This window comes from Calothrix sp. UHCC 0171, from assembly GCF_034931845.1.
Taxonomy (GTDB): domain Bacteria; phylum Cyanobacteriota; class Cyanobacteriia; order Cyanobacteriales; family Nostocaceae; genus Brunnivagina.
The window spans coordinates 29,905-49,814 of sequence record NZ_JAYGHN010000031.1 but is presented as its reverse complement, the minus strand read 5'-3'; the positions used below and the strand labels follow the sequence as shown (position 1 = coordinate 49,814).

Below are 19,910 nucleotides of genomic sequence, written 5' to 3'. Positions count from 1 at the left end.
AATTTACCTTTCGTATTTTATTTTCGTTTATCCGGTGGAGTCACCCAAACAAGACAAAATCCTGACTTTGCTTTGCGATTGTATTGGGATAAAACCACACCTAGTCTTTGAACATCTTTAATACATTCCCTGTTATCCAAATACCCGCGATTCCAATTCATTAAGTCTCTGGCAAATTTCCCTTCGCTAGATACAGCCCATTTCATTGCCTCTAATTCATTCCATGTCAAGGTCTTAGCTTGAACTTTGGTATATCCCCCAGACAATATCCCATTTAACCAAGGAGGAATTGATACACCTGATATGAAACCAATCGCAAAGATGAAAAAGAAGACAACAGTTGCAGGAAAAACCGAATTAATAATGTTCCGACCTTCACGTAATAAAGATTCGTGAATTAGTTCTTGAACTGCGCGATTAATTGCAACCTTTTGACGTGCGATCGCAACTTGTTCAACTTGCTCTAAATTGTGTGCTAAATCTTTGTTCCAGGTTTGAAACAGCAATTGTAAAGTCTGCGGTGCATCCGACAACATGACTTCCAATTGTCCAGTCGCGACTAAAACAAGGAATAATGGGTCATCCTGGGATAATCCAGTTTTTGAAACAAAATCCCAAATCCGTCGTTTAAAATCTTCGCTCTTTCCCCTCAATGCTTCAGCCAACAAATCATCGGGGGTTTGAGGTGTACTCATTCAATTAAACCCGTTGTTGCGAAAGCAGTGTAAGCAAACTTGAGAAAATTCTTAACTCTTTGCTTTGATACAATCTTTAATTCGGGGCGCAAAATTGCATCTGTAAAGGTGACAGATAAACGGTCGATTGTATTGCGTTCCCAACAAGGGAATTTAGGGAAATCAACCACATAGAAGTTATATTTTTGAACCGCATCCAAAAATTCTGGCATTGTCTCGACATATTCCCAGTCATCGCATAAACCGTAATTTTTCACAAATACATGGGTAATATCATCGCCAAAATCATCTAAGGATTTGAGGAAAAAATTTACAGAATCAACTCCCCCTGTCGAAACAAACCATTTTGTAAAATTGATGGAATACTCTTCTCCTAAACTAACTAAATCATTGCGTTGAATCCAGTTAGTCACATTTCCATATACTTGGGCTGGTAAATTAACTAATACAGACTTGGTAAAGGCAAATTCAAATATTTTATCTGCCTCATAAGCTTGCTTTTCATCATCACTAAAGAACGCCATTTCTACGTTTGGGTAAATTTTATCAATATCCCGATTGCTAATATCTGCATCGACAATAACCATGTCATGGGCATTTGCTTGACAATATTCTATAAAGGCTCGGCAAATAAAAGATTTACCACATCCCCCTTTTTCCCCATCGATAATATGAATTGTCGTTGGTCGTTTGTACTTATTGTTTTTGAACGCGAGAAAGCTATTTTCCGACGTTTTAGGTAAAGACTCATGTTTTTGATCTATTGTGCTTACAGTTACTAATTTTTCCTCAACTAATACATTTCCATCAATTTCTTGCTGCCAATCTTCAATTTCCGTTTTTGTTGGGAATTCTTCTAATTCGATAGTTGGTTTTTCTTGTTGTTCAATAGACATGTTTTGAGTCTCCTCTAAATTCTCCTGACTTAAAGATTTAGTTATGCTTTTCTTCTTTCTCATCAGATTTATCTCTCAAATCGATTTATTCTTCAAATAAAAAATCACAAAAAATTGCTCAAACCACCATCATCGTAAACAGAATTATTCGAGCGGTAAGTGAAGCTATCCCGTAGGGAATCGCTATGTGTTGTATATATCCCGTAAGATTCTTCTAATCCTGCTAATTCGCTAATTTCTTGAGCTTGTCTCTTGAGTGATTGGATACAATTTCTCGCAAGGGGTTGAATCTTTTTCTTATCTCTCGAATTAGCAATAATGGCATGAGGCAACCAAAAAGAACGAATTGCAACAAGTATTATGTCGCTTTTTGCTCGAATTGGATTTGATTGGATATATCTCATCAGCCGAATATCGGCTTCTTTACATGGCTGATAACGCCAGCGAAAATCAATTTGTTCGTCCATGATTTAGTTTTTCCCAAAAGTACAAAAACACGCTGTAGACATCAGCCAATCGACTTCCCAAGCCAAAACTATCAATCTGTTGGGGAATATCCGCTCCAACTCCCCATAAGCAAGGTATTCCAGGGTAATGGGAATTTAATTCCCTTCTCACATAATCCGCAGTTCCACCGCAAAATAAGATTTCTGTAATTCCATTGCGGGAGATTACCTGGTCTAACCAACTTGTGAGTACAGCAGTATATTCACTCCTAGCAAACTTTACAGCCTGTTGAATTTGCATTAATTCCTGTTGTTTATTTGTCTTATTAATGCTTCTAATCAACTTTAAAAATGGAGTGCAAGCGATATCACTCCCAGCCGCAACTATCGCAGGAGCAAGTTGGGAAGCAGTTTGTCCGGAAGTTCTAGCTACAACTTTGTCTAACAATCGAATCATTCCCAAATCTGAAGTCTTTCCATCTGCGCTAATGATTCCCTTCTCTGCAATTAACACCGATGCATTTCTGTAACCCACCATGACAAATGCGATTATTTTTGTGTTGATGGTTTTCCCTTGTTGCTTTTGGTAAGCCAAATAAATCCCCGCACCTTCAGGTAAGCAATTAAATTCGGATAATTCCACACCCATTCTCCCCGTGGATGTGGTGAAGTCTGCGAGTGCAGTTTTGAGTTGTTGATGAAAACTCTCCTTGTTCTCAAATTCCCCCGGTGGTAACAAGCAGACTAACGCAACTCGAAATTTTGTACCCAATTTCAGTTTTTGCGATATCACCCAAATTGCAGCCAATGTTTTCGCTACTGCTCGCTCGTATTTGAGTTCCTTCAATCCCTCGTTGCCATAATACTTAGTTTTTGCCAAATAGCCGACAGCAAAGGTTTGACCCTGATAATTTATCCATGCAGCATTTTCTGGGTCTGTTGCTCCCAGGATTCCATCAATGCTCGAATCGGGAGAAATCTTGACCACCTCTGGTTCCATCAATAATGGCTTGAGAATCATCATCTCGAGGGTGGAATAAATTCCTTTAGTCGCACTCCCCCCAAAGTCCAGGGCCAAAATTAATTCCGGAGAATATTTATGTCTTCGTTGAGCCATTTTACCCATAATATTTGAGTGATAAAGATAGAGGAAATTTCAGGGAATTGAAGCTAAATCCAGGAAAAAGCAAGTTGATTATGTATATAACTTATCGAAGTTGTAGAGATTTCAAGTTTAAATTTCCTTGTTAATCCTTTTAATTATTTTGATGATGCAAATCCTTCTAACGTGGATGGTGCTTGAAGTAGAAGGTTTAGCGATCGCTGACGATAAATTTATCGGTAGCAGATTTTTACAAAAATCAAGAATCTACGTTCAAATTACGAATCTCAGTGATTTATTTAGTGATATTTAGTTGGTGAAAGTTGGTGAAACGCATTACACCTTTCTCTTGTAATTAAATCGAACAATCCAGATATGAGCGATAGATGAGTGAATATTCGGGATAGTTCTTTATTCTCGAATAATTGTTCTTGAAAGATGATTTTTTTGATAAGTTGAATTGATAAGTACAACATTTTTCTAGCCCCTTTTTGTTCGAGTCATTTCACAGGTAAAACACTTACTAACTTATTAACAAATAAGCAGGGTTAATTTCAATAGCCAACATGAGCTTGCACATCTGCCTAACGACAGAGCAAATTAGATGTTACAAATCATGCTCTTGACTTATTGGGTGTTATTGAGACTGTGTAGTATAAATCCTTTCAAATAAAGTATTTGACCTAGTGGACAAAATTGTTTTTACGTATTAATTCTAATATTTCAAAAAGCTATGTGTTTATTGTGTCTTTTGTTTATGTAGCTGTTTAAGTCTTTACACATAAGATGCTGATTTATAAAATACTATTTTTTCTTTCAGTGTAAAGATAGATTTATTGGGTATTTTTAGGTATTTTTGGAAATTGACTTTTTTTGACCATACCAATATGTAATAGTAACTAGCAAATTAATTATATTTTTCAATGATAAATTGCTAAAAAATTTCCTTTTCACCCATTATTAACTAGATGTAGTAACAGAATTTAAGGAGGCAATCCCATAAATAAATTTAGAAGGCAGTGCGGTGGACGGAGAGAAGTTGCGTGCGAGGATTCCCGGCATAAAGCAACTGACGTGGGCTTTAAACCCTGTGGCAGAGGAAAGTTTGTGTGGATGGAAACCGTCCACAAAGCTTTTCAAGATAGAGGGCAAAAATGTATTTTATTCCTTCTGCCCTCTGCCTTCTACCTTCTGCCTCCTGCCTTCTACCCCAAAATCACGATATTAGTCAAAAAAATCATGCCTTTTGCAGTTTGTCGAATCCAAAAAATCAAATCCTGGGGAGCATTGAGTCGTAGTCAATCTCACACACTCCGACTAGTTGATACACCGAATGCCAACCCGGAAATCAAAAATTTAGAAATAATTGGCAATATTACCAACCTTAATTTAGAAACTTTAGTGCGGGAAAAAATTGGCTCGCAGAAAATTCGCTCCGATGCAGTATTAGCAGTAGAAATGTTGTTGAGTGCGAGTCCAGAATATTTCCGTCCCGATGCACCACACAAAGGTGGAATTTACGAACAACAGCGTTTGAATAATTTTGTCGATGCAGTAGTTAAATGGTTAAAAAAGTCTTGGGGCGATCGCATTGTTCAAGCAGAGCTACATCTAGATGAAATGACACCCCATATCCATGCATATCTCGTACCGTTGGATGAGCGGGGCAAGCTCAATTGTAAAGCTCTGTTTGGAACAAGAGTAAAAATGTATGAGTTGCAGGATAGTTTTGCTGCTGCGGTTGCCCATTTGGGAATTATCCGTGGCGTGAAGGGAAGTGTGGCAACCCACGAGACAGTTAGGAAATATTATTCTGCCGTTAACCAAAGCTCCCACTTTCTCGACTGGGAAAATATGATTCCCCAATCAGAACCCCAAGAAAGCGGTGAAAGTTATAGACAAAGGCTAATCGAGCTATTGAATCCCCAGTTAGAGATAATCAACTGTCAACTTTCAGAGCGATCGCGCATCCTTCAAGAAAAAGCCGAATGGAAAGAAACTGCTGCCAGAAGCGAAGAATTGCGGCAGAAGCTGGAACTAGAGCTAGAGAGATTTAAAACCATCGATGTAAAACAAAATTTACCATTGGAAGCGATCGCTTATGAACTTGGAATTAGCCCTAACGATCAATTTTGTGGCGATGCGATTGATTTGGTAATACAGACAAATAATTGTAATTTCAATGATGCGGTGATTTGGTTGCGCGATCGCTTTGGTGAAATCCAGACTCTGCAAGCAGTTCGCAATCATACAATTTCCAAAGCCATCAATATTGTTAGGCAAACTTTGCCACAAGCATTTATTCCACCCATTGATTCCCCTTCCCGTTGGCAAGAATTAGAAAATTATTTGAGTCAACAATATTTAATTCCATCTCAACTTTCTCAAACCTTGCGACAAAGAGGTTTGATATATGCAGACGATGGGGGATATGGAGTATTTATCGCTCGAAATTTAGATGGAGAAACAACAGGGGCTTATTTATTAGTCGGGGAAAATAACAAGCGGTTTCAGATGTACCCAGGAAGCAGACGTTCGAGTGGTTGGTTTCATTTGAGCGTTGGAAGCGTTAATAAGTCACGACAAATTGCGATTTTAGTTTCTTCCCCCATCGATGCACTAAAAGCAATTTCCAAAAACGCACCCCACCAACAGCGAACAATTTATCTCGTTTGGGATGACAACCGCGCACCATTACCTTTGGAACTGCTCAAAAAAATTCCCAAAGTCGTCGTTGCAATTCCATCCGAACAAAGTTTTATCAAAGTCAAACAACTTCTACCCCAGGCAAGCAAACAATTTGTAATACCCTCACTCAATGCAGACCAATTGTCTGGAAGATGATAGCTTCAATGTGGCTTTTTCATATATTAGACATACTTACTTGCTTGATAATTGCTGTTTTGTAACTAGAAATTTGGGAATTTAACAAAATTCAGTATGCAAGGTTAATAAATTGACCACCCACTGATTCTTATTTTCAGATTCAAAGCCTCTTAAAATTGGTGAAAAGTAGTGACTATAGGAAAATCAAGAATATTAAGTTGGTTTTTACCTAGTCTTTCACGCTTAAATATAGACGTTTTTAGACAGCAACTAACAGCATATTTGCTGGAATAGAACCAATAAAATTCAAAGACTAGGCAAATTTATTCAGTATATACTTTTAAGCAATAGAACAATTAATGTAAATAATGTTTCTCGTAGTTACTTCAATTAATTTTACTTTATAGGAATAAATTAATCTTGCCTCATAGTGATTGTTAAGTAAATTGATTTTTAAGTTAGGATGAACTAGCTTAAAGCAATTTTAATATTTGTATAAAGTTTGTCTGCGGATTCGTTATCATTGCAGCGATTTTTGGGTGTCATCTATCACCTCATTTTTTCTAGTGTGTGTTCCCTATTGTTGACCTAAGTTTTCAGTTGGTGCTTTATGAAGCAATCAAAAAACATAAAAACCGACCCAAAACCCATTAGATATCCCAAAGTTACCTATTCCCATTGGCATTTTTCCGGCAATATTTGGAGGACTTACCAATTACCAGATGGACAAAAATTGATGAGCTATCGCCAAATGGCATTGTTAGTTGGTCGGTCGAAGAAAGCTGTGCAAAAATTTATTGAATCGCGTCGGCTAGAAACACATATTGTTCGAGTTGGAAATGGCAGATTAATGCGAGTTTATCCCCTCTCAGTCGCAGCAATCTACCTATCTACTCTTTTGAGACAAGGTCATTTGCAGAAGCATCACTTCAAAATGTCTTGTGATGATTGGTATTGCTTAATCCGAGAGTTATCCGATAGTGAATCCGAATCAAATCCTATTCTTAACTGTTATTTTTTTACTGGTAATTATCTGGTCGAATCTGGCGAATCACTTCAGGTTAGATTTGATGCAAATATCAAATTGCAGGTTTTAGTTTTGCACTCTGGAGAATATCGTATTGATTATCGCGAAGGACTCAGGTGTATAAACCGAAGTGCAGATTGGTTTATTCATGACTCACCCAAGAAGGCAAAATCTTTGGCGAATTTAAGACTTTCCAGAGATATAGTTGAGTGTCGAGTCAGAGTTAAACGAGAGTTTCAAAGTATGTATGCTCTGTCCCTGCAAGATTGGTTGTCAATATGGGGATATTTTGCTAAAAGGGGTAATCGAAAAGCGATCGCGCTTCTCAATGCTTGTGCGAGGGAAGGGATTGAAGCACTGATTGCTAGGGCTATTTCTGAAAATAAGTAGCAAATGTGAATAAATATCACCATCTTTTAGCCAAGGAAGCGATCAAGACTTTTGTATCCCAATCGATTTTTCGCGATCGCAAAGTGCTGCCGTCTGCGGCAGATCGCCTAACAAACTCAAGGTCTTTGATTCTGAAGGAACCAAATATCTTGTGTAGGTAAGCTTCGTGGAAATCAAAGCGCACCAAATTTATCCGAAGTGAGTATTATTACCGTCGCCAGTGTTGTGATGTGCTAGCTTCGCTATCTATCCTCTGTAAACCCTCAACTTTAAGCCGCTTGACAATAACTGCATCAAGTTCTATCATTCAACCATATGGTTGAATCAAATGTTGCCCTCGATCAAATTTTTGGTGCCCTCGCCGATGTGACACGACGAGACATTCTTAAACGGGTATGGAAAGCAGAGCATACTATCACCGAACTCGCGGAACCCTATGCCATGTCCTTGGCTGCGATCGCGAAGCACATTAGTATTTTGGAGAAAGCTGGACTCATTACCAAGCGTCGAATGGGCAAGAAGAAAATTATCCAGATTCAGCCAAAAACCATCAAAGTAGTCACCGCATATCTCAGCGAGTATGAAAAATTATTGAGTTCTCGCTTCAGTGCGTTGGAGAAACTACTAGAAGAGCAGTAACAACTGAGGAAAATAAGGATATGGCACATCTGAAGGTAACTGTCCCAGAAAATTCACAAAATATCTTGGGTATTGTCACAATCAATGCTCCCTTAAAAAGGGTGTTCGAGGCGTATGTAAAAGAGGAACTCTTCACAAAATGGTGGGGTCGTGGGAATCCGATGAAAGTGTATTACTTCGATTGTAAAGACGGTGGGGGTTGGCACGTTGCCGAGCAATCAGAAGATGGGAACGAGTATGAGTTTGCTGGCTGTTTTCATGAAGTCGCTAAGGATGAACGGATTGTGCAAACGTTTGAATTCTTGGGGATGCCGGAACGTGGGCATGTCATGTTGGAAAAAGCTGAGTTTGTAGCTATTGACGAACATACGACTGAGATTCGCACACATAGTACAGCAATGAGTCAAGATGATCGTGATGGTATGGTGGCAAGCGGCATGGAAGATGGTTGGCGACAGGGCGTTGAAGCTCTCGGCAAGCTTTTAGAACCGGATAATTAATTACAATTTTTTTCCCCAAAGGATCGATCTTGATTGGAGGTTGGCAATTCAAGAGAGTCAACTTAGCAGATATTTGAGCGTTAGCGAAGCTTACCGTCAGCGATCGCGTCGATAATTTCTTGTGGGGGTTTTTGTGCGATCGCTGCTAGTAAATTTATTGCTTTTGTTAATAGGCGATCGCTATCTTCAAAACTGTTTTGGCTAGGTAACACAAGCTGGATGGGATTACCTGCATCATCTTTGTCACCTTGGAATACCAATAAACGGGGATTAGGATGGTTTAATATTTGCCAACCATTTTTCTGGAGATAGCTAACGATATCATCGATTTGGAGAGAGTGGGTTTGTAATTCCTCTGTTGAAATTTGCTGCACCATCACCACTCTCCCGTTTTTACCTTCTCTATTAAACCTAACAATGATTCTGGAGTTAGCCGTTGTTGTCTAGGAATCCTAATTATAACACTTTGGCGATTGGTGGTTGGTTTACCGCTCATATATTCCCAATAACAACTTCCACGCAGACGCATTTCATCCTCGTCGTATGTTAGCCACTGGGATGAATCTGGAGGTAAGGCGAATAGAATGAGAATGCAAGGTACAGCCATGCGAAAATTGCGACGAATAACTAAATAGTTGTAAGTTTTAGCTTCTAAGTCGTAGGTGATAGTATTTTCGTCTCGTTGCCATTGGGTTGAAGCTTTTAATTGGAAACTCAGGGAAAAGCCTGATTCTACCCGTCGATTGTTGCGGATAGCTATTTCGTCAAAGTTACCATCTACCCCATAATCGTATTCGCGGATAGAAAGATTTAAGCCTGCATTAAGAAGCTACTGCTCGGATATAGGCTCGACTTAATGATTCAAGAATATGAGGTTCGGTTAACACAAAATTACAAAAACTCGGTGTAATTTTACATAATACCTGAAAAGGTTTTGGGTTAGCTTCACTTGTAAAGTCCACTAACCGAAAAAGCTTACAGTCAAAGTTATTCTGACAGCTTATTTAACATCTCGCAGAGTTCTTCCTTTTTCTGTTTGCTATGTTGAACGCTGGCTAAAGTTGTCAATACTCCACCTGATGCTGTGAGACTGGCTTCAGATACTTTGTTGAAATAAAAAAGCCCAACACCAAAGAGAGTCATTAAGGCAGATGCAGCAGTAATGCTTAATGCGAGGTTGTAGCTTTTACGTGTCATGTGCAATAATTCGCGGATGATTTCTTCTTTGATATCGCTGTTGTCGTCGTTATTTTGGGGTTTGAAAAAATTAAACAGCATAGTGACTCTCCGAAATTTTTGTATTGTTAGTTCGTGATATTGGTATCCTACTTACACGAAAAAATACGTACCAGGGCAAATGGGTTTTCCTTGTGTTGAGTGTTTGCCCTGTTGCTATGTAGTAATTTAGGGCAGATGGGGAAGTAAAGAAAATCTATCTGCCCTAGTTCGGGAAACAACTAATTCGCTATTGTTTATATACAAGTATCAATACTCAGCTACGGCAATGCGTGAATCTGATAAAGTGCGATCGAGTGAGGAAGGTAAAGCCAGACTCAAACAAGCTTATAAGGAAGCTAAGTTAACTCAAGAGGAGTTAGCACGGCAGGCAATAGTTGGGATTGATACCATTAAACGATTACTTGGTACTAAGGATTGTCCAAACGGGGTTGAACGACAAGCAGTTAAGAATATTGCCAAAGTTCTGAAAATTGAACCTACAGATATAGTTGACGCGAAAGACTGGTATCCTCAACAGCAGCTACCAGCAGAGTTTGAACGGCTAATTTACGAAAAAACACAGCTATTTTGTGGAAGAAAATTTGTATTTGATGCGATTGAGGATTTCTTACAAAATCACCCAAATGGCTATTTCACTATTATTGGTGATGCGGGGATGGGGAAAAGTGCCATTTCTGCAAAGTATGTATTAGATAACCCAGAAACAATTTGCTTTTTTAATATTCGTGCTGAGGGAACTAATCGTCCCGAATTATTTTTGAAGAAGATTCGCCAACAGTTAATTGCTCGTTTCCAGTTGCCAGATGTCGCTGATGCAGATTTATCAACTTTATTGACTAAAGCAAAGGAAAAATTATCCACTGGAGAACGATTAATTATTGTTGTGGATGCGCTAGATGAAGTTGAACAGGAAGGAACAGCAAATATATTATATTTACCAACGATTCTCCCCGACGGTGTTTATTTTATCCTCACCAGAAGACCCTATAATCAAAACGAGAAAAGGTTGAATCTTTCCCCAAGTATTGCCACTCAAGAGTTGGATTTGAGAGAGAAAATCCAAGAAAGTGTGCAGGATGTGAAGGAGTATATTTGGGAATTATTGAGCGATGGTAAATATCAGAAGGGTTTAGCTGAATGGATTCAAAAGCAAAATCATATTTCTCATCATGATTTTGTCGAGACAATCGCTGTTAAAAGTGAAAATAACTTTATGTATTTACGGTGTATTTTACCCGCGATTGCTGATGGTTATTATAATGATAAACCTTTGGATGAATTGCCTGTGGGTTTGCAAGGATATTATGAAAACCACTGGCATATTATGGGGATGACAGCTAAACCTTTACCGAAAAATAAAATCAAAATTGTTTATGTCATGTGTGCTTTGCGTAGTGCTGCTTCCCGTGAAGTGATTGCTAAATATTCTAAGCAGAATGCATTGACTGTGCAGGAAGTTCTGGATGGATGGGCACAATTTCTACAGAAACAGGAAAGTTATCAACGACCCCGTTATCGCTTTTATCACGAGAGTTTTCGAGATTTTTTGCATCGTCGCGATATTGTCCAAGCTGCGGGGGTGAATTTACCTGATATTAGCGCTGAAGTTGCCAATAATATGACAGAGGGGCTGATTTTATGAGTAACCTTCGTGCTTGGTTGGCAGAAAAATCATCGGAAGAAATTGAACATTTTCTAGGTGAAAGCCCGCGTTTATTGTTAGATGGTGGGTATATTCATAAATATTTTAATTTATTGAGTGATTATGATTTTATTGAAGCAAAAATTCATCATTGTAACTTTGGCATACAGACACTGATTGAAGATTATAACCTAATCGAGAATACCGAATATGCAAATCATCCAGAATACAATTTGGAAATAATAGAATCGCTCAAAATTATTTCCAATGCTTTATTTCGCTCTTTCCCCATAATCAGTGATGATAAAAGTCAAGTAGCTGGGCAATTATCAGGACGCTTGTGGTACTTTCAAAAGCAAAATTTAATCAACAAATTATTAGAGCAGATATCGCAAACTAATAAGACTTGCTCACGTTGCCTCACAGGTTCTCTCACACCTCCTGGAAATCCTTTAATTCGCACCCTTACCGGTCATAGTAGTTGGGTTCGTGCAATTGCACTCAGCAGCGATGGTAAATATGCAGTTTCTGGTTCCGATGATAAAACGGTAAAAATTTGGGAATTAGCAACAGGGAAAGAAATTCGCACCCTTACTGGTCATAGTAGTTGGGTTAATGGGATCGCACTCAGCAGCGATGGTAAATATGTCGTTTCTGGTTCTGTTGACAAAACAGTAAAAATCTGGGAGTTATTAACAGGAAAGGAAATTCGCATCCTTACTGGTCATAGTAGTTCGGTTCGTGCAATTGCACTCAGCAGCGATGGCAAATATGTGGTTTCTGCTTCCTGGGACAATACAGTAAAAATCTGGGAGTTATTAACAGGAAAGGAAATTCGCACCCTTACTGGTCATAGTAATTGGGTTAGTGCGATCGCACTCAGCAGCGATGGCAAATATGTGGTTTCTGGTTCTGGTGACAATACAGTTAAAATCTGGGAATTCTCCACAGGCAAGGAAATTCGCACCCTTATTGGTCATAGTAGTTGGGTTAGTGCAATTGCACTTAGCAGCGATGGTAAATATGTGGTTTCTGCTTCCTGGGATACTACAGTCAAAATCTGGGAATTAGCAACAGGGAAAGAAATTCGCACCCTGACTGGTCATAGTAATTGGGTTAATGTAATCGCACTCAGCAGCAATGGTAAATATTTGGTTTCTGGTTCTGGGGACAAAACAGTCAAAATTTGGGAATTCTCCACAGGAAAGGAAATTCGCACCCTTACGGGTCATAGTAGTTCGGTTAGTGCGATCGCACTCAGCAGTGATGGTAAATATTTGGTTTCTGGTTCTGGGGACAAAACAGTCAAAATTTGGGAGTTGTCCACAAGGAAGGAAATTCATACCCTTACCGGTCATAGTAGTGAAGTTTATGCAGTAGCCCTCAGCAGCGATGGGAAATATGTAGTTTCTGGTTCTGATGACAAAACAATAAAAATCTGGGAATTAGGAACAGGGAAGGAAATTCGCACCCTTTCTGGTCATAGGAGTTCAGTTAATGCGATCGCACTCAGCAGCGATGGAAAATATGTGGTTTCTGCTTCCAATGATAAAACAATCAAAATCTGGGAATTGTACACAGGAAAGGAAATTCGCACCCTTTCTGGTCATAGTAGTTCGGTTAGTGCGATCGCCCTCAGCAGCGATGGTAAATATTTAGTTTCTGGCTCTTGGGACAAAACAGTCAAAATCTGGGAATTAGGAACAGGGAAGGAAGTTCGCTCTCTGACCAATCATAGTAGTTCGGTTAGTGCGATCGCCCTCAGCAAGGATGGGAAATATGTAGTTTCTGGTTCTGATGACAAAACAATCAAAATCTGGGAATTGTCCACAGGAAAGGAAATTCGTACCCTTTCTGGTCATAGTAATTGGGTTAATGCGATCGCCCTCAGCAGCGATGGTAAATACATTATTTCCGGTTCTGAGGACGAAACAGTAAAAATCTGGGAATTAGGAACAGGTAATGTTATTCGCATCCTAACTGGTCATAGTAATTCGGTTTATATGATCGCCACCAGCAGCGATGGGAAATATGTGGTTTCTGCTTCCAATGATAAAACAATCAAAATCTGGGAATTAGGAACAGGGAAGGAAATTCGTACTCTTATTGGTCATAGTGGTTCGGTTCGTGCGATCGCACTCAGCAGCGATGGGAAATATTTAGTTTCTGGTTCTGAGGACAATACAGTCAAAATCTGGGAATTAGGAACAGGGAAGGAAATCGCTACATTTACAGGGGAAAGTAGTATAGGTTGCTGCGGGATTTCTCCCGACAGTGTAACAATAGTTGCAGGCGATGCATCGGGAAAGGTGCATTTCCTCAAATTAGAAAATATTGAGGTACAGTCATGAACACCCCACCTCAATTAGATTTCCAATTTCAAAAAATAATATTAGAAAAAAGCCAAAATTTTACTAATTGCGAATTTATTTTCACTGCAATTAACGATTTTATCCACAAATATAACCGGGGTTATTTCACCATCGTTGGTTCTCCCGGTAGCGGTAAAAGTGCTATTCTCGCTCAATTTTTTGCTAGTTATAATTCTAATCCAGATATTAAAATTGTTTATTACAATGCTCAAATAGAAAATAAAAATGCTGCTGAAGAATTTCTCAAATATGTTTGTACTCAATTGGAAATTTCTAGTTGGGTAAAGGAAATTGACAGACCTAACCCCCAACCCCTTCCCTACAAGGGAAGGGGAGAAATTCAAAGCCTCTCTTCCTGTGGGGGAGAGGTTTGGAGAGGGGTTAAAAATTACGATGAAGAGCATATACTTCCCTATAATGCAACGGAAGGAAGTTGGTTTTTATCATTATTACTCCAACAAATTAGCGACGAACTCGCACCCAACCAAAAACTAATAATTGCCATTGATGCACTAGATACAATTAACCCCAATAATCAACCACTAGGAACAAACCTGTTATATCTCCCCCGCTACTTACCCCAAGGTGTTTATTTCCTCCTTACCCGTCGCCCCTTCAAAACCGAAAAATCCGGTTTATTAATCGAAGCACCATCCCAAATTCTCGATTTATCTCAACATGACTTAAAAAACTGGGATGATGAGCAAGCTTTTAGCGAACATTGGCAGAAAATGCAATGTGAGGGTTTCACAGATATTACCATGAAAATATTGCAGGTTCTCGCAACTGCTGAAGATGACGGGATATCAGCAAGTACTATACTGGAAAAGATTCACCACACAAACCCACCAACTCTTGATGCAGATATATTCGATGTCGAAGAAGTTTTGGAAAATTGGTTTGAGTTTTTACAACAGCATCAAGTAGACAAGGAAATCCGATACAGTTTGTATCATCCTAACTTTCGTGATTGGTTAGCGGCAAAGTTGAGTTAGGATAAATCTTTCCCTGTTGATTGAGAAGGTATTTATCCCCAAAAGGAAGTAATAACAGGTGCAAATTCCGATGTATCGGTACTCGAAGCAGGCTGACAAATATATTTAGCACGATTTTCAATAGCCAATATCCTATCTGTATCCCGTATATACAAAGGAACCATCATTTCCCGTTGCTCCAGCAATTCCTGCAATCCAATTTCCATTTCTCTAGCTTGATAAAATAAAGCACGCGCTGCTTTCTCAACAATCTGTGCTAATTCCGCACCAGTACAATTAACTGTTTGATTGAGAATTATCCTCCATTCCTTTGTTGTCAGCACATCGTCATTTTTATAACGCTCATCAAATCGAGCCAAATGCAGCATCAAAATTTGCTTGCGTTCGTGAGCTTGGGGAAATCCTACATAAAATATCTCATCAAACCTCCCTACCCTGGTTAATTCTGGAGGTAAGGAATCGAGTCGATTCAAGGTTGCAACGACAAATACCATACTTGTTTTATCCTGCAACCAAGTTAATAATGTCCCTAAAACCTGCCGGGAACTAATATCCTCCCCCGGCTCATTGGATGCAGCAAAAAGCTTGTCTAATTCGTCAAAGTATAAAACTACCGGAGCGCAAGCTTCCACCCGTTCGAGTAATTGCTTGAGATAAATTGTACCACCTGCAACAACTGCTGCGGTATCAATACTTACTAGGGGGAAAGTGAGGATTTTTGCGATCGCACTCGCAGCCAAAGTTTTTCCCGTTCCCGGTGGTCCGACTAACAAACAACCTTTGGGAAGGGGAATATTTGCATCTCGCGCTTGGGGTAAAAAGTCATATTTGACGTTTTCGATATACTTTCTGAGCAAATCCAAACCACCAAAATCGGGAGTATTTGATTTAGCAATAAAGTTGAGATTGAAAGCACGAAAACGGTTGATTTTATATTGAAGTAAACTTGTAGCTAGGAAATCGATTGTTGGACTATTACAAGAATTCAATGCTAGCTTTAAACCCAAGCGAATTTCTTCTTGAGTTAAGCCGCTTCCGGCATTAACTAATATAGAATTATCGGAATTATAAAACTCCGAATATGCATGTAAAACGTCATCAACGATATCAGAAATATCACCATAACTTGGTAATGGCATGGTGATAGAAGGAATTAAACGATTTAAACTATCGGGTAGCTGGGTCGTATCATTTGAAATAATAATCAGATGTTTACCAGTATTATTGCTCCTTAATTCAAAATAGAGATTAGTAAGATGGGACGCGATTTTATGAGCATCTACGTTATTTACAGATAGTAAATTTTCAAATAAGAAAACTCCAGCTTCTTGGGAATCGAGTAGATATTCTAAACTCGTAAATAGGTTTTGGAATTGAGTATTTATATTCACATAATCAATTTGACGATTCGACCCAAATCGAATTAGCTTCAAGCATCCCCAAGCCGCAGTCCATAAATATACTGGAATCTCTTTGCGAGCAGTACATTGGACATAGATTTTTCCTAGTAGATTCATTCGTTCTTGGATTTGTGTGTTTATACAGATAATTGGCACACCAGAATCCATTAGCAAGTTTAAATCAGATAGCGTTTTCATAGATTTATTACCTTTCTTGATGATTAGTTGATTTGAGAGCATTTACGGCTACTTTCTTTGTGCTTGTTTGTAATTTAGGTAGGATTTGCTCGAAGTAAATTAAATCGCGATCGCTCATATTACTCTTTACATTTCCTCCTACTTTTTCAAGCAAATTACCTCGTCCATCTTTAGCTTCAATCTGCACATCACCATTAGTATTTGCTTGCCATTTATAGGAAAAAGCACCATCAATTGTGACTTCCTTTTGTTGGGTAACTGCATACTGTATTAATGCATTACTAATCCTCTCAACACGAGCAAAATATTCTGCTTCTTGTCTTCCAACTGGAGCAAAAGAGTTGGGAATTGTATGATTTTGTTGTAGCGATGTTTGTAATGTTGTCAAATCCTCAATATGATGCATTTCTAAATTACTTATCTCAACTTTTAACCCCAAAGGATTCGCTTGGAACTGCATTATTTGCTTGTTCGTTGCAGACTCCTTAATTTCATAGAGCGAACCACTACGAGATATTTGGTAATTATCGGTTTGGTATTGGGTTTCCCCTGGTTGTGTTTGCAGGTGGAATAAGTTCTTAATCGATGCTGCGAATTGATGTTGAGTGGAATTATTTTGATATTCGTGGATTCCGATTTTTACCGCAGAAGTAAAGCTGGTTATCACTACAGAAGCTTTGTTTTTTAAGTCTTGCCACCACGATGTATTTTGTGGCTGGTTTAACCTTTGCTGAATTAATTCTTGGTATAGATTGCGTTCTTGTTGTAATGCTTTTATTTCGGATTGTAATTGATTTAATTCTGCATTTAATAAAGTCTTTAAGGGGTTATCCTCTAAGCTTTTTAATGATTCAGTAACTCTTATTGCACCTGAGATTTCAGTTTGATTGTCAATTTGCTTATTTTGATTATTGTCGATTGACGAAAAGTCTGGGTAAATAAGTTTGTCTTGACTGTTGATATGTTCTCGCTGGCTAAACTCTTCAATTTTTTCTTGATTTGTATCCTTAACAGATGTTTGATTCAATAGTTCATTAACAACAACCTTCCCATCCTTATCTGACTGTAAAATTACTTTTCCATTCAACTCTACTCGCTTACTCGTTGCTCCCTCAATAACTTCTCCAACTCGAGTAGAGCGTAATTGCTGTAATTGGTTAATCAATTGCGGATTTAGTAATTGACCTGATAAACCCGATATTTCATCACGAAATTGATTATTGTCTCGTCCGTACACCAATTTATTCTCATCAAATATTTTCAACCCTTCTTTTGCATTATCTTGTTTAGCATCCAATAATGCTTGCAGCAACATTTCAATTACTTGCTCGTAACGCTGTTGTATCGAATTTGCATCACTAGCATCCACTACAAATATATCTGGCATCACAATAACTCTCCAAACGCTGTAGCTAGAATTTGCAGACGGTTAATTATTAGTTCGGAGCCAACATAAAATAAAGCTAATTCTCCATCTAATAACCAAGCAATAAATTCGCTTTCTTGTTCGGGTTCGCGTGTCGATTCATAAGAGAAACAGCCATTTACTCTACCTGCGAGTAATCCATGTTGGTCAAATACTTCAACAATATGCGAAGAATAACCTATCTTGAAAGGTTCTTGACTAATAGCTCGATCAATTCTTTCTACCCATTCTGGATATTGCGACAATAATAATGATGTTTTGGAACTTAAATTAAGTTTAATAGTTTGCATAATTACTCTCTAAAATACACTTTTCAAATCTTCTGGCGATAATATATTTTCTCTATCATCTGGCATTGGGAATAATTGTTCTGCTAATTCTCTCCTTTCTAAAAACTGTTGGGAACGCTCCCTATCGCTAATTTGAATTCCATTATTTTGAATCAATTTTTCTCGAATAAAATCCCATTTACTTTCCGACCAATTCATCTCTTCGATATCGGATTTCGGGACTTTCATCGCTTGCAGTAAAGGAACATAAGCTTCCGCCCCACGGGTGTAAGCTGGATTGATGACCACCGCTCTACCCGTTCCCATTTTGGCAAACTGTGCGGGTTCTAATAAATGTCGCTTCTGATGGTGTTCGTTACTACTGCGAGAACTACCTCCTTTCCCTGTACTTTGCGATTTGGAGTGAAATTTAATTTCCATCTCACCCAAGTAGTCGCTGAAAAGCTTTGCCGACTCTGTATCTTGAGGATTAAAGATAAATTTAGTCGCAGTACCACCCAGGATTGCTCGTGCAACCTCCTTTCCGTACACTTTCTCCAACTGGGCGATATTTTGATACCCCAAAATCCCAACAAACCCATCCTCGCGTCCCTCATTTAGCCAATTGACGAGTGCTGGTAAATAGAACGTCGGTAATTCGTCCAGCGCAACAATCAGAGGGTCTTTGCGTGCTACAGTCCGGGTGATATTGCGTGTCACAATCGCATGTAGAATTGCCGCGAGTAGAGGACTGACAATATCTCTGTTGTTCCTGTCCAATCCAAAAATAATCAATTGTTTCCCATCCAAATCCAGTGGTAGGGTAGTTTTCCCGCAGAATGCACCAACAAAATCCCGTTTGAGAAAACGTTGAAACATGCGTTGTGCAGTTCCAATAATTGATGCGGCTGTTTTCTCCGAATCCTTGACGCTGATTAGCTGAGATAATGGTCGCGATGTCCAAACTTTGAGCTTTTCTTTGGATGCTAATTCGAGTCGCGCTGGTAAATTTGGTAACGATAAAATCGCCTGTGCCATCATCAAATCGCAGTATTTATCCTCCCCAGTTAGAGTTGCGATCGCCTTTGTTACGAGCAAAATTCCCTCAACTAGCGAATCCCCTGCTTCCTCGAAAAACTTATCACTGCTACTATTTCCACCTCGATCGAAATTGCGTGAGATAACTTGGGTAATTTGTCCAGCAGCGATCGCATCCTCTTCGTCTCGAAGCAAGTCAAGAGGATTACAGGTTTCACTTTCAGGGAATCCTGGTGCAAATATTTTGACCGTATATCCCCGTTTTACCGCATAAGCGACAGCGCGTTTGGTTTGTGCTGGGAATTTAAAATCATAGAGCAACATGGGAAATCCCTGGTCAAAACTGCTACGAATTAACGGGTCAATTACTGAGAATGTTTTACCCGAACCAGCTGCACCAATTACTGCAATTCCCCTTTGTGCATCGGGGACGTATAGAGTTGGATTTGCAGAAAATAAGGAAGGAAAATTATTGGGTTGGTTTTTGATAAAACCCGATCGATACCATTGATTTTCGATATTGCTTTGTACATCATGAGGGGTTCCAATATAAAGTGCAACAGAGTTACGAGTTGGTTTGGCTATCTGGGTTTTAGCTTTACGTGTGGCTTTTGATTTTTCCTTTCTACCACCCCAATAGCTAGTAGCAACTTTATTTTTATGATTGCTTATAGAGAAGAATTTTGAGAGAGCGATTACACATAAACAAGCGAGTAACGTCAAACCAGATTGGGATTTCATCAAATTAGGTAGTCTCTCGATTTGTAAGCTGGAATTCGCTGGCTGATTTTGAGAGTAATTCGACATAAA

The 19,910-nt window shown here is 38.9% G+C and carries 20 protein-coding genes; 8 read left to right on the top strand and 12 right to left on the bottom strand.

Annotation, left to right across the window (positions count from 1 at the left end):
• Positions 1–17: 17 nt before the first annotated feature.
• From VB733_RS20465 to VB733_RS20450, 4 genes are all read right to left on the bottom strand, one after another.
• A complete protein-coding gene (locus VB733_RS20465; protein WP_323341905.1) occupies positions 18–695 on the bottom strand; it encodes a DUF6753 family protein in 678 nt (225 codons plus the stop codon).
• Complete coding sequence (locus tag VB733_RS20460) at positions 692–1,591, bottom strand: cobalamin biosynthesis protein CobQ (RefSeq protein ID WP_323341904.1); 900 nt, start codon at positions 1,589–1,591, stop codon at positions 692–694. Before VB733_RS20460 ends, VB733_RS20465 begins: the two co-directional genes overlap by 4 nt.
• Positions 1,592–1,695: 104 nt before the next feature.
• Positions 1,696–2,058 carry a hypothetical protein gene (locus VB733_RS20455; RefSeq protein WP_323341903.1) on the bottom strand — a complete coding sequence of 121 codons (363 nt, stop codon included), beginning with the start codon at positions 2,056–2,058 and terminating at the stop codon, positions 1,696–1,698.
• Positions 2,042–3,154 (bottom strand): ParM/StbA family protein, encoded by a 1,113-nt coding sequence (locus VB733_RS20450; protein ID WP_323341902.1) that lies wholly within the window; start codon positions 3,152–3,154, stop codon positions 2,042–2,044. Before VB733_RS20450 ends, VB733_RS20455 begins: the two co-directional genes overlap by 17 nt.
• A 151-nt stretch (positions 3,155–3,305) precedes the next feature.
• Between VB733_RS20450 and VB733_RS20445 the strand changes: the two genes are divergently transcribed.
• From VB733_RS20445 to VB733_RS20435, 3 genes are all read left to right on the top strand, one after another.
• Entirely contained in the window at positions 3,306–3,452 is a 147-nt protein-coding gene (locus VB733_RS20445; protein WP_323341901.1) for a hypothetical protein, read from the top strand.
• A 926-nt stretch (positions 3,453–4,378) separates the two neighbouring features.
• Positions 4,379–5,983, top strand: coding sequence for a MobV family relaxase (gene mobV, locus VB733_RS20440; protein ID WP_323341900.1), 1,605 nt, complete (start codon positions 4,379–4,381; stop codon positions 5,981–5,983).
• Positions 5,984–6,575: 592 nt separating this feature from the next.
• On the top strand, positions 6,576–7,382 hold the full coding sequence (locus VB733_RS20435; protein ID WP_323341899.1) for a hypothetical protein: 807 nt from the start codon (positions 6,576–6,578) through the stop codon (positions 7,380–7,382).
• Positions 7,383–7,398: 16 nt separating this feature from the next.
• On the opposite strand, the gene VB733_RS20430 is transcribed toward VB733_RS20435, so the two are convergent.
• Positions 7,399–7,566: a hypothetical protein gene (locus VB733_RS20430; protein ID WP_323341898.1), complete on the bottom strand. Its 168-nt coding sequence runs from the start codon at positions 7,564–7,566 to the stop codon at positions 7,399–7,401.
• Between the two features lie 131 nt (positions 7,567–7,697).
• Here VB733_RS20430 and VB733_RS20425 point away from each other — a divergent pair, with 131 nt between their 5' ends.
• Together VB733_RS20425 and VB733_RS20420 are read left to right on the top strand one after the other, a co-directional pair.
• Positions 7,698–8,021, top strand: a complete 324-nt coding sequence (locus tag VB733_RS20425; protein WP_323341897.1) for a metalloregulator ArsR/SmtB family transcription factor — start codon at positions 7,698–7,700, stop codon at positions 8,019–8,021.
• 20 nt (positions 8,022–8,041) lie between these two features.
• Positions 8,042–8,521, top strand: coding sequence for an SRPBCC domain-containing protein (locus tag VB733_RS20420; protein ID WP_323341896.1), 480 nt, complete (start codon positions 8,042–8,044; stop codon positions 8,519–8,521).
• An 80-nt stretch (positions 8,522–8,601) separates the two neighbouring features.
• Here VB733_RS20420 and VB733_RS20415 read toward each other — a convergent pair whose 3' ends face one another.
• The 3 genes from VB733_RS20415 to VB733_RS20405 all read right to left on the bottom strand — a co-directional run bounded on the left by VB733_RS20415 (position 8,602) and on the right by VB733_RS20405 (position 9,799).
• Positions 8,602–8,898 carry a hypothetical protein gene (locus VB733_RS20415; protein WP_323341895.1) on the bottom strand — a complete coding sequence of 99 codons (297 nt, stop codon included), beginning with the start codon at positions 8,896–8,898 and terminating at the stop codon, positions 8,602–8,604.
• Positions 8,898–9,275, bottom strand: coding sequence for a DUF4365 domain-containing protein (locus tag VB733_RS20410; protein ID WP_323341927.1), 378 nt, complete (start codon positions 9,273–9,275; stop codon positions 8,898–8,900). The genes VB733_RS20415 and VB733_RS20410 overlap by 1 nt, the downstream gene beginning before the upstream one ends.
• Positions 9,276–9,508: 233 nt before the next feature.
• Positions 9,509–9,799, bottom strand: coding sequence for a TRADD-N-associated membrane domain-containing protein (locus VB733_RS20405; protein WP_323341894.1), 291 nt, complete (start codon positions 9,797–9,799; stop codon positions 9,509–9,511).
• A 226-nt stretch (positions 9,800–10,025) separates the two neighbouring features.
• Between VB733_RS20405 and VB733_RS20400 the strand changes: the two genes are divergently transcribed.
• Genes VB733_RS20400 through VB733_RS20390 form a run of 3 tightly spaced genes read left to right on the top strand, consistent with a single transcriptional unit; the run spans position 10,026 to position 14,769 of the window.
• Entirely contained in the window at positions 10,026–11,402 is a 1,377-nt protein-coding gene (locus VB733_RS20400) for an XRE family transcriptional regulator (protein WP_323341893.1), read from the top strand.
• A complete protein-coding gene (locus tag VB733_RS20395) occupies positions 11,399–13,753 on the top strand; it encodes a WD40 repeat domain-containing protein (protein WP_323341892.1) in 2,355 nt (784 codons plus the stop codon). The genes VB733_RS20400 and VB733_RS20395 overlap by 4 nt, the downstream gene beginning before the upstream one ends.
• Positions 13,750–14,769: a P-loop NTPase fold protein gene (locus VB733_RS20390; RefSeq protein ID WP_323341891.1), complete on the top strand. Its 1,020-nt coding sequence runs from the start codon at positions 13,750–13,752 to the stop codon at positions 14,767–14,769. Before VB733_RS20395 ends, VB733_RS20390 begins: the two co-directional genes overlap by 4 nt.
• Positions 14,770–14,801: 32 nt before the next feature.
• Here the strand turns inward: VB733_RS20390 and VB733_RS20385 are convergent, their stop codons facing one another.
• From VB733_RS20385 to VB733_RS20370, 4 genes are read right to left on the bottom strand one after another with little or no spacing between them, the layout of a single operon-like run.
• Positions 14,802–16,367: an AAA family ATPase gene (locus VB733_RS20385; RefSeq protein ID WP_323341890.1), complete on the bottom strand. Its 1,566-nt coding sequence runs from the start codon at positions 16,365–16,367 to the stop codon at positions 14,802–14,804.
• Positions 16,368–16,374: 7 nt separating this feature from the next.
• Positions 16,375–17,754, bottom strand: a complete 1,380-nt coding sequence (locus VB733_RS20380; RefSeq protein ID WP_323341889.1) for a hypothetical protein — start codon at positions 17,752–17,754, stop codon at positions 16,375–16,377.
• A complete protein-coding gene (locus VB733_RS20375; protein ID WP_323341888.1) occupies positions 17,754–18,083 on the bottom strand; it encodes a hypothetical protein in 330 nt (109 codons plus the stop codon). Before VB733_RS20375 ends, VB733_RS20380 begins: the two co-directional genes overlap by 1 nt.
• 9 nt (positions 18,084–18,092) lie before the next feature.
• Positions 18,093–19,907 carry a type IV secretory system conjugative DNA transfer family protein gene (locus VB733_RS20370; RefSeq protein WP_323341887.1) on the bottom strand — a complete coding sequence of 605 codons (1,815 nt, stop codon included), beginning with the start codon at positions 19,905–19,907 and terminating at the stop codon, positions 18,093–18,095.
• Between the last annotated feature and the right edge of the window lie 3 nt (positions 19,908–19,910).